Source organism: Nonomuraea sp. CX421 (assembly GCF_059358955.1).
In genome coordinates this window covers 82,464-99,145 of the sequence record NZ_JCADBK010000008.1, presented here as the reverse complement: position 1 = coordinate 99,145, position 16,682 = coordinate 82,464, and the positions used below count along the sequence as shown (strand labels likewise).

Sequence of the window (16,682 nt, the reverse complement as noted above, 5' to 3'; positions counted from 1 at the left end):
TTCACGACACACGCCCCGGAAGGCAAAAACCCGGTCAGCCGGCGTAGAGGCCCTCGATGATGTCGCCGTACTTCGCGTGGATGATCCGCCTCTTCAGCTTCAGGCTGGGGGTCAGCTCCTCGGTCTCGGCCGTCCACTCGGTGCCGAGCAGCGCCCAGCGCTTGACCTGCTGCACCCGGGCCAGCTTGACGTTGGCCGCCTCCACCGCCGCCTCGATCTCCTTCAGCACGTCGGGGTGCTCGGCCAGCTCGGCCAGGGAGTCGAAGGTGATGCCGCGCGAGCCGGCCCAGCCCGGCGCCACCTCGCCGTCCAGGGTGAGCACCGCGACCGGGTAGGGCCTGCCGTCGCCGTAGGCGAGCGCCTGGCCGATCAGGGGGTGCTCCTTCAGGTGGTTCTCGATCGCGGCCGGGGAGATGTTCTCGCCACCCGCGGTGATGATGAGCTCCTTCTTGCGGTCGACGACCCGGTAGAAGCCGTCTTCGTCGACCGTGCCGATGTCGCCGGTGTGCAGCCAGCCGTCGGCGTCGATCAGCTCGGCGGTGGCCTCGGGCCGGTTGAGGTAGCCCCGGGTGTTGAGCGGGCTGCGGGTGAGGATCTCGCCGTCGTCGGCGATGCGCACCTCGGCGCCCGGCTCGGCCCGGCCCACGGTGCCGAGGCGGTAGCAGGACGGGCTGTTGCCGGTGAACGCGCCGGTCGTCTCGGTCATCCCGTACACGTCGATGACCTTCAGCCCGAGGCCGGCGTAGAACCGCTGCACCTCGTCCGGGAGCGGCGCGGCGCCGGTGGCGGTCCACTCGGCGCGGTCGAAACCGATCATGCCCCGGATGATCGACAGCAGCGACTGGTCGGCCTGCTCGTAGGCTGCCTGAACCTCGGGGGTCAGGGTGTGGCCGAACTGGCCGCCCTCGACGTAGGCGACGCCGGCCGCCATGGCCTGGCGCACGGCGTCCTGCTGCTCGGCCGGCTGGGAGGCGAGGACCGCCTGCAGGCGGGCCATCATCTTCTCCCACACGCGGGGCACGCCGAAGAACATCATCGGCTTGACCTGTCCGAGGGTGGCGCCGAGGTTGGCCAGGTCGGTGCAGAAGTGCACGTGGGAGACCTTGACCAGCGGCAGGTAGAGGCTGAGCACCCGCTCGGCGATGTGCGCGTACGTCAGGTAGGAGATCTGGGTGCCCTGCGACGGCAGCGAGGTCAGCCGGTCGGTCGAGGCCACCTCGTAGAACACGTTGTGGTGGGTGAGCGGCACCCCCTTCGGCATGCCGGTGGTGCCCGAGGTGTAGAGGACGGTCACCACATCGTCCTGCGTCACGGCCCGCGCCCGGTCCTCGACGGCCGACGGGTCCTCGGCCAGCGAGGCGCGGCCGAGTTCGAGGAAGTCGTCCCACGCCAGGAAGCGCTCGTCGGCCGGCGCGCCCTCCAGCATGATGATCTTGCTCAGCCCCGGCAGCCGCTCGAGGACCGGCTCCCAGCGGGCCAGGTCGGCGGGGCCGCCGAGCACCGCGAACTTCGCCCCCACGTCGCCCGCCACGAAGGCGATCTGGTCGGACGCGAACGTCGAGTAGACCGTGCAGCCCACCCCTCCGGCGTGCACCGTTCCAAGGTCGGCGAGCACGTGCTCGCTCCGGTTGACCATCATCAGCGCGACCGAGTCGCCCGGCTCCAGCCCGAGCGCGATGAAACCTGCGGCGATCTCCAGCACCCGCCGGCGGGCCTCGGAGTAGGTGAGCGTGCTCCAGCCTCCCTCGACCGGGTCGGAGTAGGCGGGCGCGTCAGGATGACGCTCGGCGACCTGTCTCAACTGCTCGCACACGGTACGGCCAGCGATCTCGCGCTCGATCTCGGCCCGTACCTCGAGGACATCGGCCATGACACCCGCCTCCAGTCAGTAATCACTTGCACAGGTGGCATGCATCGCACCACACCGCCGGGACAGCGGCAAGACCCTCCAGGGAAAGAAACTGATCCGTCACGTAGAGTGATGAACTCACACGCGCATCCGTGCGGCCGGGGGGCGGGCATGACTACCGAAGGCAGGACGTTCTTCGGGCACCCGCGCGGCCTGGCCACCCTGTTCGGCACCGAGATGTGGGAGCGCTTCAGCTGGTACGGCCTGCGTGCCATCCTGGCCACGTTCCTCGCCGCCTCGCCCGCCCACCAGGGCCTCGGCATGCCGGAGCAGACCGCGCAGGCGGTCGTCGGCGTCTACGGCGCGCTCATCTACCTGGTGGCGCTGCCCGGCGGCTGGATCGCCGACCGGATCCTGGGCGCCCGCCGCTCGGTCTTCTGGGGCGGCTTCGTCATCATGTGCGGCCACATCAGCATGGCCGTCCCGGTCTCCTCGGGGGCCTTCGTCTGGCTCGGCCTGCTGCTCATCATCGCCGGCACCGGCCTGCTCAAGCCGAACATCTCGGTCATGGTCGGCAAGCTCTACCCCGAGGACGACGACGGCCGCAGGGACGCCGGGTTCTCGCTGTTCTACCTGGGCATCAACCTCGGCGCGTTCTTCGCGCCGCTGGTGGTGGGCTGGCTGGCCCGCGACGACCACTGGCACCTGGGGTTCGGCGCCGCGGCGGTCGGCATGGCGCTCGGCCTGCTGCAGTACGTCCTGGGCCGCCGGCACCTGCGCGGCGTCGGCGACCGGCCCGGCATGCCGCTCACCCCCCGCGAGCGCGGGCGCGTCATCCGGCTGGTCAGCGTGGTCACGGCGGCCGTCGCCTCGGCGCTGGGGGCCTGGGCCGCCACGGGCGCCCTCACCCTCGACCGGTTCACGGTGGTGGTGACCGTGGTCATCCTGGCGGTGCCGGTCGGCTACTTCGCCTACATCCTCTTCGGCAGCCACGACCTGACCGAGGATGAGCGTTCGCGGATGAAGGCGTACATCTGGCTGTTCGTGGCCGCCGCGATCTTCTGGATGGTCTACGACCTGGCGCCGAGCAAGCTGCTGTTCTTCGCCCAGAACGACACCGACCTGACGCTGTTCGGCGTGCGCATCCAGGCGGCCACGACCCAGTCGTTCAACCCGCTGTTCATCATGATCTTCGTGCCGGTCTTCGCGGCGCTCTGGGTCCGGCTGGGCACCCGGGTGAGCACCCCGCAGAAGTTCGCCTTCGCGCTCGTCATGGTCGGGCTGAGCTTCGTGGTCATGGCGGCCGCCGCCTCGCTGGCCGAGACCGGCAAGGTGTCGGTGTGGTGGCTGGTGCTGGTCTACCTCGTCCAGGTCTTCGGCGAGCTGTCGCTCAGCCCGGTCGGCCTCTCGGTCACCACCAAACTGGCGCCGCGGGCGTTCAAGGGGCAGATGCTCGGCATCTGGTTCATCGCGGTGTCCGTGGGCGACGCCGTCGGCGGGCAGACCGGGCGGCTCAGCCAGGTCATGTCCGAGCCCGCCTACTACCTGCTGCTGGCCGCCATGGCGATCGTCGCCGGGCTGGCCCTGTTCCTGTTCACCCGCAGGCTGCGGGCGATGATGTCCGAGCACCATGTGCCGGCCGAGCCGCCGATCCGGTAAAGATGGCCACCGTGCCCGAACTTCTCGATCTCGCCGGAATCTTCGTCTTCGCCCTGTCCGGCGCTCTCATGGGCGTGCGCAAACGGCTCGACGTGGTCGGGATGGGGGTGCTCGCCGAGATCACCGCGCTGGGCGGCGGCGTCATGCGCGACCTGATCCTCAACGTCCGGCCCGCCGCCTTCCAGAGCCTCGGCTACGTGCTCGTGCCGCTGGCGGCCACGGCCATCGTGTTCTTCTGGCATCCGCACGTGGCCCGGGTGATGCCCGCCATCCTGGTGCTCGACGGCGCCGGGCTCGGCCTGTTCTGCGCGCTCGGCACGCTCAAGGCGCTCGAGTACGGGCTCAGCCCGCTGCACGCGAGCCTGCTCGGCGTCACCACGGGCGTGGGCGGCGGCATGCTGCGCGACGTGCTGGCCGGGGAGATCCCGACCCTGCTGTACGACCGCGAGCTCTACGCGGTGCCCGCGCTGCTCGGCTCCGGCGCGATGGCCGGCCTCTACACCGTCGGCCTGTACGGCTGGCCGGCCACCCTGGCCGCGGCCCTGCTCGCCTTCGGCACCCGCATCGCGGCCATGCGTTACAAGTGGCGGGCCCCGCTGGCCCGGGGGGTCACACCGCCGGAGTGAGGCCCGCCGGGCCTCGCGTCAAGCGCGGACCGGCGGACTGCCATCCTGAGGGCACCATGAGCGACACGACCCTCCCATACCCCGGCTCCCTGCCCGTCCGCCTCCTGCGCCTCTACGGCGGCCTGGCGCTCTACGGCGCGGGCATCGGCCTGCAGGTCACCTCCGGCCTCGGCAACTCCCCCTGGGACGTCTTCCACCAGGGCGTGGCGATCAGGACCGGCCTGTCGATCGGCACGGTCATCATCGTGGCCGGCGCGCTGGTGATGCTGCTGTGGGTCCCCCTGCGGCAGCGGCCCGGCCTCGGCACGATCAGCAACGTCGTCTTCGTCGGCCTGTTCGCCGACGCCGCCATCCTCCTGCTGCCGGAGCCCACGCACTGGACGCTGAGCTGGCTCTACCTGGCGCTCGGCGTGCTGTCGATCGCGCTGGCCACTCTGTTCTACATCGGCGCCGGCATGGGCGCCGGGCCGCGCGACGGCATCATGACCGGGCTGATCCGGCTGGGCCTGTCCGTGCGCCTGAGCCGTTTCCTGATCGAGATCACCGTGCTGGCGGCCGGCTGGCTGCTCGGCGGCACCGTCGGCCTCGGCACCCTGGTCTTCGCCCTGGCCATCGGCCCGCTGACCCAGCTCCTCACCCGCTGGTTCCCGCTGTCGCCCGCCGGCGGCACCGCGCGCCGCCCCGATCCTGACGCGGACTGATCGGACCCGACGCGCCGTCCTCCCACGCCGAGTAGCGTCTGAGGCATGCTGATCGAGGATTACGCCCTGATCGGGGACATGCAGTCGGCGGCCCTGGTCGCCAGAGACGGTTCGATCGACTGGCTGTGCCTGCCCCGGTTCGACTCCCCCGCGTGCTTCTCGGCGTTGCTCGGCGGCGACCACAACGGCCACTGGTGGCTCGGGCCGGTCGGCCGGCGGCCCGCCACCCGGCGCCGCTACCGTCCCGACACGCTCATCCTGGAGAGCGAGTGGGACACCCCCACAGGCACGGTCCGGGTGATCGACTTCATGCCGCCGCGCGACGTCAACCCCGACGTGGTCCGCATCGTGGAGGGCGTGTCCGGCACCGTCGAGATGTCCACGCAGCTGAGGGTCCGCTTCGACTACGGCCGGATCGTGCCGTGGGTGCGCCGCACCGACGGCCACCTGCAGGCCGTCGGCGGCCCCGACTCCGTCTGGCTGCACTCCCCCGTGCCGCTCAGGGGCGGCGACTACGCCCACATCGCCACGTTCACCGTCAAGGCGGGCGAGCGGCTGCCGTTCGTGTTCACCTGGCATCCCTCCCACGAGGCGATGCCCCGGCAGATCCACGCCGAGACCCAGCTCACCGAGACCGAGGCCATGTGGTCCGACTGGGTGGCCACCTGCACCTACCAGGGCCCCTGGCGCGAGGCCGTGGTGCGCTCGCTGATCACCCTCAAGGCGCTCACCTACTCCCCCACCGGCGGCATCGTCGCCGCCCCGACCACCTCGCTGCCCGAGGACCTCGGCGGCGTGCGCAACTGGGACTACCGCTTCTGCTGGCTGCGCGACGCCACGATGACGCTGGAGGCGCTGATCGGCAACGGCTACCTCGACGAGGCCGCCGCCTGGCGGTCGTGGCTGCTGCGCGCCATCGCCGGCCGGCCACAGGACCTCCAGATCATGTACGGCGTCGCCGGCGAGCGCCGGCTGCCCGAGATGACGCTCGGCTGGCTCGACGGCTACGAGTCCTCCCGCCCGGTCCGCATCGGCAACGACGCCGTCACCCAGCTCCAGCTCGACGTCTACGGCGAGGTCATGAGCTGCCTGTACGCCTCGCGGACCTCCGGTCTGCCCGCCGACGAGCGGGCCTGGTCCATCCAGCGTGAGCTGCTCGACTACGTCGAGGAGCACTGGGACGAGCCGGACGAGGGGCTGTGGGAGGTGCGCGGCCCGCGCAGGCACTTCACCCACTCCAAGATGATGTGCTGGACGGCGCTCGACCGGGCCGTGAAGTACGTCGAGCGGTTCGGCCGGTCCGGCCCCGTCGAGCGGTGGCGGGCGCTGCGCGACACCGTCCACGCGGAGATCTGCGACAAGGGCTACGACGCCCGGCGCAACACCTTCACCCAGTCCTACGGCTCCGCCGAGCTCGACGCGTCGCTGCTGATGATGCCGATCCTGGGGTTCCTGCCGCTGGAGGATCCGCGCGTGACCGGCACCGTGGCGGCCATCGAGAAGGAGCTGATGGCCGACGGCTTCGTGCTGCGCTATCCGGTGGCCGACGACAACGAGGTCGACGGGCTGCCGGGCGGCGAGGGCGCGTTCCTGGCGTGCAGCTTCTGGCTGGTCGAGGTGATGGCCATGCAGGGCCGCAAGGACGAGGCCCGGGAGCTGTTCGAGCGGCTGCTGGCCCTGCGCAACGACGTGGGGCTGCTGGCCGAGGAGTACGACCCGAGATACGGCAGGCTGGTGGGCAACTTCCCGCAGGCGTTCAGCCACGTCCCGCTCATCCACGCGGCGCGCGCGCTCTCCTAGACGCGCGCTCTCTTAGACGCGGCGGGCCGGCTCCCGGACGCCCCCGCGAGGGTCCTAGACGGCCAGGCGGGCCAGCACCCGGGCGAACTCCGGCGGCGGGGCGACGACCAGCCGGGTCTGGCCCCGCTGGAGCACCACGTCGGCCTTGATGAGCGTCAGCTGCTCGTCGTGCCACCAGTAGACCTGCGGGCTGAGCCTTCCGTTGCGGGCCGCGTGCACACGGAGCCGCTCGATGGCCCGCACCACGGCGATCCCGTCGACGGGGTGCACGAGCAACGTGTAGGGGTCGGGCAGCACGGCGAGCACGCCGTCGGGCGGCACCGGCAGGTAGTCGCGCAGCCAGCGCAGGTGGGTGGCGGTCGAGGCGTCGCGGCCGGACAGCCGGGTCACGCGCGTGCCGGACAGCTCGACGGTCTCCGCCGAGAGCCTCTCGGCGCGCCGGACGTTGGCGACGGCCAGCCCCAGCGCCTCACCCGACGGGATGGGCCAGCAACCGGCCTCCTCGGGGCGCACCGGACGGGAGCCGACGGTGAGCAGTTCGACCAGTTCGCCGTTGAGGTGGCGGCCCACCACCCGGGTCAGGTCGGGCACCTCGTCGACCGCCTCGACGCGGGTGCGCAGCAGCGGCCCGGCCTGTTCGAGGTCGCACACGTCGAGCAGGTCGCCGGCCGCCGCGACCGCGTTGGCAAGATGCTCGGAGACCAGGGACGGCCAGTCCTCGCGGGCCCTGCGGCCGGCCTCGCGGCGCAGCCCGGTGAGCCTGACCCGGATGTCCGTGCCGCCGCCCAGCGTCAGCCAGCCGCCGTCGGCGGAGAACACGCAGGTGTAGCCGCGGGACTCGGCGACGAGCGCGAGGAGCGAGTCGAGGTCGACGTCCTCGACCGCTCTACGCGAGGGCTTCCGGCCGCGTCCGAACACGCCGTGCCCCCTTCTGTCCGGTTTGCCCCTGTCTGTCTCTCCTACCTTGCCTGCTCGCCGTCGCGGAACATGCCAGTCAGCGAGCACGATTCGGTATCGATAACACCAAGCGCCCCAAGCCACACACTGAGCTGTGGTGATCCATGGCCGACCGGCAGTCCGGCCAGGATCGGCACCCCGAGCGGCAGCAGACGCTCACGCAGCACGGCGAACGGGTCGCGGCACTCGACCCAAGAGCCGAGCACGACGCCCCGCACCCCGGCGAACGCGCCCGACTGCAGCAGCTGGGTCAGCATGCGGTCGATCCGGTACGGCTCCTCGCCGATGTCCTCCAGCAGCACGATCCTCCCGGCGAACGACGGCTGGTAGCGCGTGCCGCACAAGGACGCGAGCAGCGACAGGTTGCCGCCGGTCAGCACGCCCTCGGCCCGGCCGGGCGCGAGCACGGCCTCCGCGCGGACCGGCGGCGCCGTGCCGAAGATCGCGGCCCGCAGGTGCTCCCAGGACTCGGGCTCCGGGCCCTGCTCGCCGGCGATCGTCGAGCAGGCCGGCATCGGGCCGTGCAGCGTCGGCACGCCCAGCTCGGCGGCGAACGCCTGATGGAGCGCCGTGATGTCGCTGGATCCGAGCAGGACCTTGGGCCCCGCCGCCCGCATGGCGTCCCAGTCGAGCAGGTCGAGCAGCTTGGCCGCGCCGTAGCCGCCCCTGGAGCAGAAGACGGCGGAGACCGCCGGGTCGCACCAGGCAGCCTGCAGGTCGGCGGCGCGCGCCGCGTCGGACCCGGCCAGGAAGTCGAGCTCCTGCCGGTCGAGCACGTGCTCGCCGGTCACCACCTTCAGGCCGAACTCCTCCAGCCGCGCGATCCCGCGTCTCAGCAGGACGGCGTCCGGCGGGCCCGACGGCGAGACGATCGCGACCGTGTCACCTTGCCGCATCGATCAACTCCTTGAGGAGGGTGGGAACGCCCTGGCCGGTGATGACGCCGGCCGCTGTGAGCAGCGACACCGACATTGGCTCGTACACCTGGCAAACGGTGTCACACTTACCTGTCGTATGCGACTTCCGCCCCACATCCTCGTGGTCAACGGCATCAAGGTCCGCAAGCCGGTCTTCCTGCTGGGAGCCCCGCACTCCGGCGCGGATCTGCTGGGGCGCGCCCTGAAGCGATCGCCGGGCTTCCACCTGACGATGGGCCGCGCGTGCGTGGCGTACGTGGTCTACGCCTTCGCCCGCAAGCCGTCGATCGGCCGCGGTTCGGGCGCCGTGCGCGTGCTGCGCGACGCGCTGGCCGAGTCGTGGCAGGTGCTCCCCGGCGCCTGCGAGCAGTGCGCCGAGCCGTGCCGTGAGGCGGGCGGCGTCACCGGCAGCGGCCCGTGCGTGTCGGCGGGCTCGATCACCCGCTTCGGAGACGGCAGCCCCGACCTGCTCTACAGCGCCTCGGTGCTCCAGCAGGCCTTCCCCGACGCGCAGTTCGTCCAGCTGATCCGCGACGGCCGCGACGTGGTCGCCGACATGCTCGCCGACCCGGCCTGCCTGGCCTGGTTCAAGCCGGTGATGCTGGCCGAGCACACCGAGTTCCCCAACGACTTCCTCGGCGTCAACCGCGACGAACACGTCGAGCGGTGGAAGACCATGCCCGTCGCGGGCAAGAGCGCGCTGCGCTGGCGCAGCGCCGTCCGGCTCAGCGCCACGCTGCGCCAGGAGCTGCCCGCCGGCCGGCTGCTGACGCTGCGCTACGAGGACCTGCTGCGGCGGCCCGCCGAGTCGGTGGCGGCCCTCACCGACTTCCTGGAGACGCGCGTCTCCAAGGTGGCCCTGTACGGCACGCACGCCCCCGAGGTCGGCTCCTGGCGCACCCGGCTGCGGCCGGACGACCTGGAGCTCGTGGAGAAGGTGGCCAGGCAGGAGCTCACCCGGCTGGGCTACCTCACCTGACCCGACGGGGCTGCCTCACCGGCTGAACTGCGTGCGGTAGAGCTCGGCGTAGAGCCCGCCGCGCCGGAGCAGCTCGTCGTGCCGGCCCCGCTCGGAGATGCGGCCGTCCTGGACCACGAGGATCTCGTCGGCCTCCCGGATCGTCGACAGCCGGTGCGCGATGACCAGCGAGGTGCGGCCCTCCAGGGCGGTCTTCAGCGCCCGCTGCACGGCCGCCTCCGACTCGGAGTCGAGATGCGCGGTGGCCTCGTCGAGCACGACCACGCGCGGCGCCTTGAGCAGCAGCCGGGCCAGAGCCAGCCGCTGCTTCTCACCGCCGGACAGGCGGTAACCGCGGTCGCCCACCACGGTCTCCAGCCCGTCGGGCAGCGACTCGATCAGGTCGCCGATCTGCGCGGCCCTCAGCGCCTCCCACAGCTCCTCCTCGCTCGCCCCGGGACGCGCGTAGCGCAGGTTGGCCTCGATCGTGTCGTGGTAGAGATGGGGATCCTGCATGACCACGCCGACGGTGTCGCGCAGCGACGCGAGCGTCGCGTCGCGCACGTCGAGCCCGTTGACACGGACCGCCCCCTCATTGACGTCGTAGAGCCGCGACACCAGCGAGGTGATCGTGGTCTTGCCCGCCCCCGAGGGGCCGACCAGGGCGATCAGCTGCCCCGGCTTGGCGGTGAAGGAGACGCCCCTGAGCACCGGCTGCGAGGGGCCGGTGTCCTGCCTGGCGACCGACTCCAGGGAGGCCAGCGAGACCTCCTCGGCCGACGGGTAGCGGAAGTGGACGTCGTCGAACTCGATCGTCACCGGGCCCTCGGGCACCGGCTCGGCGCCGGGCCGCTCGGCGACCATCGGCTTCAGGTCGAGGATCTCGAAGACCCGGTCGAAGCTGACCAGCGCGGTCATCACATCGACGTGCACGTTGGACAGTGAGGTGAGCGGGCCGTACAGGCGCATGAGCAGCGCCGCCAGGGCGACCAGCGTGCCCAGCTCGAACACGCCGTTGACCGACAGCACGCCGCCGATCCCGTAGACCAGCGCGGTGGCCAGCGCCGCGACCAGGCCGAGCGCGACCCTGAACACCGTTCCGTACATTCCGACCGTGACGCCCACGTCGCGCACCCGGGCGGCCCGGGCGCCGAACACGGCCGCGTCGTCGTCGGGCCTGCCGTAGAGCTTGGCGACCATCGCGCCGGCCACGTTGAACCGCTCGGTGGTGACCGAGCTCATCTCGGCGTCGAGCTGCATCTGCTCGCGGGTGAGCACCGACATGCGCCGCCCCACCAGCTTGGCCGGGATGACGAAGATCGGCAGCAGCACCAGCGCGGCCAGCGTCACCTGCCACGACAGCACCAGCATCGCGCCGAGCACGAGCACCAGGCTGATGACGTTGGACACCACCGACGACAGGGTGCTGGTCAGGGCCCGCTGCGCGCCGATGACGTCGGTGTTGAGCCGGGAGACCAGGGCGCCGGTCTGCGCGCGCATGAAGAAGGCCACGGGCATCCGCTGCACGTGGTCGAACACCTCGGTGCGCAGGTCGTAGATGAGCCCTTCGCCGATGCGGGCGGAGAACCAGCGCTGCGCCAGCGTGAGGCCGGCGTCGACGACCGCCAGCGCCGCGATCGCCGCCGCCAGGCCGATCACCACGTCGCCGCGCTTCGGCAGGATGCCGTCGTCGATGATCGCCTTCATCAGCAGCGGGTTGGCGACCACGATGACCGCGCCCGCGACCACGAGCAGGAGAAACGCGCAGATCTGCCGGGTGTGCGGCCTCGCGTAACGCGCGATGCGCCGCACCGTGCCCGGTGTGAGCCGCTGCTTGGTCACCGAATCGTCGCGTCGCAGCGACGCCATCACATGGGGGCCGAAACCCCCTCCCATCATCGACATCCGGGGCCTCCTCCCCCGGTATGAGCGCCGTGGGGACTCATGACGATTCCCGGGTCAGCTCAGCGCGAAACTCAGGCGGCTCCGCCGAACATCGCCCTGAGCCGCTTGATCTGCTCGGCTCCTTCGGCCGCGCACTGCTCCTCCAGGGTGCGGCTCTGCGCGCCCTGGAGGAGTCGCTTGGTCGCCGCCGCCGCGTCCCGGTTGGTCGACAGCAGCTCAGCGGCCTTGTCCTGTACGGCTTTGGCGAGGTCGCCCCCCGCGACTACTCGCTCGGCGAGGCCGATGCGCATGGCCTCGTCGGCCTCCACGAACCTGGCGGTCAGGCAGATGTCGATCGCCTTGGCCAGGCCGACCAGCTCGACCAGCGGCTTGGTGCCGGTCAGATCGGGCACCAGCCCCAGTGCGGGCTCTTTCATGCAGAATTTTACGTCGTCGGCCACGATCCGCAGGTCACAGGAGAGCGCGAGCTGAAATCCCGCGCCGATGGCGTGACCGTGCACGGCCGCGATGGAAACGATCTCTGGTCTGCGGAGCCAACGGAATCCCTGTTGGGCTTCCTGGATCCGCTGCTCGAACGATGCGCTGTCGAGTCGCGCCGCCGAGCCGAACGAGCCCTGTCCGGGCACTCCTTCGGGTGTGAACATGCGCAGGTCGATCCCTGCCGAGAAGGACGGTCCCTCACCTTGCACCACGACGACGCGCACCTGCTCCGGCAGGCTGTCGCCGATGCGGGCCAGCGCCGACCAGGTCGCGAACGTCTGCGCGTTTCGCTTGTCCGGCCGGTCCAGCGTGATCGTCGCGATCTCACCGTCCACCTCGAAACGCAGTCCGATCTCCGCCAGTGTCTCGGCAGAGACGTCCTCCGTCTGCCCCCCGCGCTGTTGTGGCGCCTTCGCTTCCGCCATCGCCCGCTCCCTCTGTGCTAGACCGTCGCGCCCGAGCCTACAGAATATCGTTCTGGCTCGGGCGCGACGGCTGGCTGACTGGGACGAGCGGCTGCGGTCGCACGTTCCGAGGCGGCCGTCAGCGCTTGGACTTGCCTCGGGTCGCCCCTCCGCGCCCGCGCAGAGTCACACCGGACTCGCTCAGGATGCGGTGGATGAACCCGTAGGACCGGCCGGTCGAAGCGGCCAGCGCACGGATGCTCTCACCCGCTGCATAGCGCTTCTTGAGATCGCCTGCCAGCTTCTCTCGGTCGGCCCCGGTGACCCGGGTGCCCTTCTTCAGTGTCTCGGCCACGAGTACCTCCTGTAGTGCCGGACTTCCGCAGCGTTACTCCGCCATGATCAGTCATTTCAGCGGGATCGGCTACCTACTCCACGGGAAAAGATCCGTACCCACCCAAATTAAGATCAGGCAAGTGCCACAAGATCGGAAAATTCGGCGCTCCATGCGTCTTCAGTTCCGTCGGGTAGCAAGATCACCCTATCCGGTGAAAGGGCGTCAACGGCACCCTCGTCATGGGTGACCAGTACGATCGCTCCTGAATATGACCTCAGAGCACTGAGAACCTGCTCGCGGCTGACCGGATCCAGGTTGTTCGTCGGCTCGTCGAGCAGCAGGACATTGGCACTGGAGAGCACCAGCATGGCGAGCGCGAGCCGGGTCTTCTCGCCGCCCGACAGCACTCCGGCGGGCTTGTCGACGTCGTCTCCGCTGAACAGGAACGAGCCGAGCACCTTGCGCAACTCGGTGTCGGTGAACTCACCGCCCGCCGAACGCATGTTCTCCAGCAGGGTCCGGTCGCTGTCGAGGGTCTCGTGCTCCTGGGCGTAGTAGCCGACCTTGAGGCCGTGGCCTGGCCTGATCTCGCCCGTGTCGGGCTGCTCGACGCCGCCGAGCAGCCTCAGCAGCGTGGTCTTGCCGGCGCCGTTGAGCCCCAGGATGACGACCCGGTGGCCACGGTCGATGGCCACGTTGACGTCGGTGAACACCTCCAGCGAGCCGTAGGACTTGGACAGCCCCTCGGCCGTCAGCGGGGTGCGCCCACAGGGCAGCGGCGCGGGAAAGCGCAGCTTGGCCACCTTGTCGCTCTGCCGTTCCTCCTCGGTGCCCGCGAGCAGCCGGTGGGCGCGGCGCATCATGTCCTGGGCGGCCTTGGCCTTGGTCGCCTTGGCGCGCATCTTGTCGGCCTGCGCCAGCAGCGCGCCGGCCTGCTTCTCGGCGTTGGCACGCTCGCGCTTGCGACGCTTCTCGTCGGTCTCACGCTGCGCCAGATAGGCCTTCCAGCCGACGTTGTAGTGGTCGATCACACACCGGTTGGCGTCGAGGTGAAGGACCTTGTTGACCGTCGCTTCAAGAAGGTCGACATCGTGACTGATGATCACCAAGCCGCCCTGATGCGATCGCAAAAAATCACGAAGCCACCCGATTGAGTCGGCATCTAGGTGGTTTGTCGGCTCGTCGAGAAGGAGAGTTTCCGCCCCGCTGAAAAGAATGCGCGCCAATTCCACACGTCTGCGCTGACCACCGGAAAGCGTTTTCAGTGGCTGGCCCAGCACGCGGTCCGGCAAGCCGAGGCTGGAGGCGATCGAGGCCGCCTCGGACTCGGCCGCGTAGCCGCCGAGCACGTGCATCTGGTCCTCGAGCGCGCCGTAACGCCGCACGGCCTTCTCCCGGGTGCGCTCGTCGGCGGAGGACATGCCAAGCTCGGCCTGGCGCAGCTTGCGCAGCACCTCGTCGAGGCCCCTGGCCGACAGGATGCGGTCGCGGGCGAGCACCTCCAGGTCGCCGGTGCGGGGGTCCTGGGGCAGGTAGCCGACGTTGCCGGTGGTGTTGACCACGCCCGCGGCGGGCAGCCCCTCCCCGGCGAGCACCTTGGTCAGCGTGGTCTTGCCGGCGCCGTTGCGGCCGACGAGGCCGATCTTGTCGCCCGGGTTGACGCGGAACGACGACTTCTCGATGAGCAGGCGCGCGCCGGCGCGCAGCTCGATGTCACTGGCGATGATCATGGTTGACGGGACACTCCCGAGCTAGGAAACGAGGGTTTGGGCGTGCGACGCCGGTCAATCGGGAGTGTGCATACAGATCAGTGTATGACCCCGATCTGGGGTTCCACCTCCGGATAAACCTCCGGCGGGCGCCCCACGATCACCGTCGCGTTCCGGATGACCACCGGGCCGGTTACGCACCGGCTCAATCGGCGGGCGTGGCCGCGCCCGCCCGCATGCCGTCGAGCATGAGGCGCAGGAACCGCTCCGGCCGGGCGGCGATGTGGGCCGGCAGGCCGGCGGGATGGCAGGCGAACAGGCCGAGCAGCGCCACGATGTCGTCGGTGCCGACGTCGAGTCGCAGCGCCCCCTCGGCCTGGGCCTGGCGGACCAGCTCGTCGAGCCGCTCCAGCCACTCCCGGCGCGCCCCGGCGAACTCGGCACGGTCGGTGAAGGTCTCCTCGGGCACGTCGGCCAGCGCGGTGGCGAGCGCGCCGCGGCCGGGATCTCCCGCCCAGACGACGAAGTCGTACAGCCCGGTCCAGGCGTCGGGCGCGCCCTTGACGGCGCTGTCCAGGGCGGCGGCGAGGGAGTGGACGTAGTGGTCGCCGATGGCCGCGATCAGCGCGCCGCGGTCGGGAAAACGCCGGTAGAGCGTGCCGACTCCGACGCCCGCCCGACGGGCGATGAGCTCCATGGGCGCGTTGACGCCGCGCTCGGCGATCACGTCGGCGGCCGCGTCGAGGATCTTGTCGAGGTTGCGTCTGGCGTCCGCGCGCACGTACGACTCCGAACTGGACGAAGAGATTCCGCTTATTGTATCGTCCGCTAACCGGAATCCAATATTCCACTTAGGAGGACCCAACATGATCCTGGTGACCGGAGCCACGGGCACGATCGGCAGGGCGCTCATCGAGAGACTGCGCGGCGAGGACGTCGTCGCCGTGCTCCGCCGCCCGGCCGACCTCGACTGCGCCCACGTGCTCGGCGACCTCGAACGGCCGGAGACCATCGCCGCCGCCCTCTCGCCCGGCGACCGGCTCTTTCTCAACAGCTCGCTCTGGCCGGGGTTCGTCCAGGCCCACCAGCGGATGATCGACCTGGCCCGCGAGGCGGGCGCCGGGCAGATCGTGACCGTGTCGGTGCGCGGCGCCACGCCCGGCGCTCTCCTCGGCGGCGGCGCACACGGCGAGGTCGATGCCCACCTCAGGAAGTCGGGGGTGCCGTGGTCGATCCTTGAGCCCGTGGGGTTCATGCAGAACCTCCCGGCCGAGGTGCGCGACGGCCGCATGTACGGCTCGTACGGCTCCGCCCCGGTGGGCTACATCGACGCCCGGGACATCGCGGACGTGGCCGCGGCGCTGCTGACCCGCCCGGTCGGTGAGAGCGGTGTCCATGTCCTCACCGGTCCCGAGGCGCGCTCCCACGACGAGATCGCCGCCGCGATCGGCGCCGCCCTGGGCCGGCCGGTCGAGTACACCGACCTGCCGGTGCCGGAGATGGCCGCCCATCTCGCCCGGCAGGGCCTCCCGGAGCCGGTCAGCCACGATCTCGCCGCGCTCATGGCCGAGATCGGAGACGGCCGCTGGTCCACGGTCACCACGGCCGTCCAGGACATCACCGGGCACCCGCCCCGCTCCCTGGCCGCCTTCCTCGCCGACCACGCACCCGCCTTCGAGCGCTGACCAGGCGGGTCGCGGCGCGGGCCGCGGGCGGCGTCTCAGGCGGGGTCGACCACCCGGATCCGTACCTCGCGGAACAGCTTGGGCGTCTCGCGCAGCACCGCCAGCTTCGGGTCCGGCACCACGAGGAACGGCTCGGATTCGAGGGCCAGGAGCGGCGCCAGCCGCCGGTCGGCCCGAAGGGTGTCGACCGCGCGGCGGTCACCGCCGAACACGACCGCGTCCAGCTCGGCCAGGTGCGGCGACAGCACCCGCAGCGCCGTCTCCACGGCCGACTCGACGGCCTGGCCCGCCTGGTTCTGCCTGCGCCGGGCGAAACGCTGCTGCGACCAGCCGCCGGCGGCGGTGCGCCCCTGGACCAGCCGGGAGCCGACCTTGGAGGCCACCAGCCGCGACCCGTGGAACACTCCGGCCGCGTAGCCGCCCAGCCGCACCAGCACCACGCCCACGCGCCGCTCGGCCCGCGCGTGCGTGACCAGCCGGGTGACATGCGGCGGCCCTGGCCGCATCGGCGGGAAGGGGACGTGCAGCTCGGCCAGCGCCCCGTCGGCGGCCACCAGGCGCACCATCAGCCCGTCACCGGCGGCCTCGAAGGAGCCGTGCCGGGCGGCGAAGCCGTCGATCCACGGGTGCACGCGCTCGGGCGGCACCGAAACCCACCGGCCGCCGCCCTTCGCCGGTCGCGCGTTCATCCCCGA

At 71.0% G+C, this 16,682-nt stretch carries 15 protein-coding genes; 6 read left to right on the top strand and 9 right to left on the bottom strand.

Annotation, left to right across the window (positions count from 1 at the left end; translation table 11 throughout):
- Positions 1-34: 34 nt before the first annotated feature.
- Entirely contained in the window at positions 35-1,870 is a 1,836-nt protein-coding gene (locus AC5L3X_RS17040) for an AMP-dependent synthetase/ligase (protein WP_494857918.1), read from the bottom strand.
- A gap of 150 nt (positions 1,871-2,020) precedes the next feature.
- On the opposite strand from AC5L3X_RS17040, the gene AC5L3X_RS17035 reads away from it, so the two are divergent.
- The 4 genes from AC5L3X_RS17035 to AC5L3X_RS17020 are packed head-to-tail and all read left to right on the top strand — an operon-like array spanning position 2,021 to position 6,635.
- Positions 2,021-3,508, top strand: coding sequence for a peptide MFS transporter (locus AC5L3X_RS17035; protein ID WP_494857916.1), 1,488 nt, complete (start codon positions 2,021-2,023; stop codon positions 3,506-3,508).
- A gap of 11 nt (positions 3,509-3,519) precedes the next feature.
- Positions 3,520-4,134 carry a trimeric intracellular cation channel family protein gene (locus tag AC5L3X_RS17030; RefSeq protein ID WP_225263770.1) on the top strand — a complete coding sequence of 205 codons (615 nt, stop codon included), beginning with the start codon at positions 3,520-3,522 and terminating at the stop codon, positions 4,132-4,134.
- A 56-nt stretch (positions 4,135-4,190) separates the two neighbouring features.
- Positions 4,191-4,835, top strand: coding sequence for a membrane protein YczE (gene yczE, locus AC5L3X_RS17025; protein WP_494857914.1), 645 nt, complete (start codon positions 4,191-4,193; stop codon positions 4,833-4,835).
- A gap of 45 nt (positions 4,836-4,880) precedes the next feature.
- Positions 4,881-6,635 carry a glycoside hydrolase family 15 protein gene (locus AC5L3X_RS17020; protein ID WP_494857912.1) on the top strand — a complete coding sequence of 585 codons (1,755 nt, stop codon included), beginning with the start codon at positions 4,881-4,883 and terminating at the stop codon, positions 6,633-6,635.
- Between the two features lie 54 nt (positions 6,636-6,689).
- Here AC5L3X_RS17020 and AC5L3X_RS17015 read toward each other — a convergent pair whose 3' ends face one another.
- Together AC5L3X_RS17015 and AC5L3X_RS17010 are read right to left on the bottom strand one after the other, a co-directional pair.
- The gene (locus tag AC5L3X_RS17015) at positions 6,690-7,553 is read right to left on the bottom strand and encodes a hypothetical protein (protein ID WP_494857911.1); all 864 of its coding nucleotides are present in this window, start codon (positions 7,551-7,553) and stop codon (positions 6,690-6,692) included.
- A 41-nt stretch (positions 7,554-7,594) separates the two neighbouring features.
- Positions 7,595-8,488, bottom strand: a complete 894-nt coding sequence (locus tag AC5L3X_RS17010; RefSeq protein WP_494857909.1) for a S66 peptidase family protein — start codon at positions 8,486-8,488, stop codon at positions 7,595-7,597.
- A gap of 118 nt (positions 8,489-8,606) precedes the next feature.
- On the opposite strand from AC5L3X_RS17010, the gene AC5L3X_RS17005 reads away from it, so the two are divergent.
- Positions 8,607-9,488, top strand: a complete 882-nt coding sequence (locus AC5L3X_RS17005; protein WP_494857908.1) for a sulfotransferase family protein — start codon at positions 8,607-8,609, stop codon at positions 9,486-9,488.
- Between the two features lie 15 nt (positions 9,489-9,503).
- Here AC5L3X_RS17005 and AC5L3X_RS17000 read toward each other — a convergent pair whose 3' ends face one another.
- The 5 genes from AC5L3X_RS17000 to AC5L3X_RS16980 form a co-directional block, all read right to left on the bottom strand.
- Positions 9,504-11,372 (bottom strand): ABC transporter ATP-binding protein, encoded by a 1,869-nt coding sequence (locus AC5L3X_RS17000; RefSeq protein ID WP_494857906.1) that lies wholly within the window; start codon positions 11,370-11,372, stop codon positions 9,504-9,506.
- A gap of 71 nt (positions 11,373-11,443) precedes the next feature.
- Complete coding sequence (locus AC5L3X_RS16995) at positions 11,444-12,277, bottom strand: enoyl-CoA hydratase/isomerase family protein (RefSeq protein ID WP_189126894.1); 834 nt, start codon at positions 12,275-12,277, stop codon at positions 11,444-11,446.
- A 118-nt stretch (positions 12,278-12,395) separates the two neighbouring features.
- Entirely contained in the window at positions 12,396-12,611 is a 216-nt protein-coding gene (locus tag AC5L3X_RS16990; RefSeq protein ID WP_020547488.1) for a helix-turn-helix domain-containing protein, read from the bottom strand.
- Positions 12,612-12,724: 113 nt separating this feature from the next.
- Entirely contained in the window at positions 12,725-14,323 is a 1,599-nt protein-coding gene (locus tag AC5L3X_RS16985) for an ABC-F family ATP-binding cassette domain-containing protein (RefSeq protein ID WP_189126893.1), read from the bottom strand.
- Between the two features lie 184 nt (positions 14,324-14,507).
- A complete protein-coding gene (locus AC5L3X_RS16980) occupies positions 14,508-15,083 on the bottom strand; it encodes a TetR/AcrR family transcriptional regulator (RefSeq protein ID WP_494857902.1) in 576 nt (191 codons plus the stop codon).
- A gap of 85 nt (positions 15,084-15,168) precedes the next feature.
- Between AC5L3X_RS16980 and AC5L3X_RS16975 the strand changes: the two genes are divergently transcribed.
- Positions 15,169-15,987, top strand: coding sequence for an NAD(P)H-binding protein (locus AC5L3X_RS16975; RefSeq protein WP_494857900.1), 819 nt, complete (start codon positions 15,169-15,171; stop codon positions 15,985-15,987).
- Between the two features lie 35 nt (positions 15,988-16,022).
- Here the strand turns inward: AC5L3X_RS16975 and AC5L3X_RS16970 are convergent, their stop codons facing one another.
- Positions 16,023-16,676 (bottom strand): acVLRF1 family peptidyl-tRNA hydrolase, encoded by a 654-nt coding sequence (locus AC5L3X_RS16970; protein ID WP_494857899.1) that lies wholly within the window; start codon positions 16,674-16,676, stop codon positions 16,023-16,025.
- Between the last annotated feature and the right edge of the window lie 6 nt (positions 16,677-16,682).

Coding starts and splice junctions, on each gene's coding strand:
- AC5L3X_RS17040 (WP_494857918.1), bottom strand. CDS start 1,870: ATGGCCGATGTCCTCGAGGTACGGGCCGAGATCGAGCGCGAGATCGCT.
- AC5L3X_RS17035 (WP_494857916.1), top strand. CDS start 2,021: ATGACTACCGAAGGCAGGACGTTCTTCGGGCACCCGCGCGGCCTGGCC.
- yczE (WP_494857914.1), top strand. CDS start 4,191: ATGAGCGACACGACCCTCCCATACCCCGGCTCCCTGCCCGTCCGCCTC.
- AC5L3X_RS17020 (WP_494857912.1), top strand. CDS start 4,881: ATGCTGATCGAGGATTACGCCCTGATCGGGGACATGCAGTCGGCGGCC.
- AC5L3X_RS17010 (WP_494857909.1), bottom strand. CDS start 8,488: ATGCGGCAAGGTGACACGGTCGCGATCGTCTCGCCGTCGGGCCCGCCG.
- AC5L3X_RS17005 (WP_494857908.1), top strand. CDS start 8,607: ATGCGACTTCCGCCCCACATCCTCGTGGTCAACGGCATCAAGGTCCGC.
- AC5L3X_RS17000 (WP_494857906.1), bottom strand. CDS start 11,372: ATGTCGATGATGGGAGGGGGTTTCGGCCCCCATGTGATGGCGTCGCTG.
- AC5L3X_RS16995 (WP_189126894.1), bottom strand. CDS start 12,277: ATGGCGGAAGCGAAGGCGCCACAACAGCGCGGGGGGCAGACGGAGGAC.
- AC5L3X_RS16985 (WP_189126893.1), bottom strand. CDS start 14,323: ATGATCATCGCCAGTGACATCGAGCTGCGCGCCGGCGCGCGCCTGCTC.
- AC5L3X_RS16975 (WP_494857900.1), top strand. CDS start 15,169: ATGATCCTGGTGACCGGAGCCACGGGCACGATCGGCAGGGCGCTCATC.
- AC5L3X_RS16970 (WP_494857899.1), bottom strand. CDS start 16,676: ATGAACGCGCGACCGGCGAAGGGCGGCGGCCGGTGGGTTTCGGTGCCG.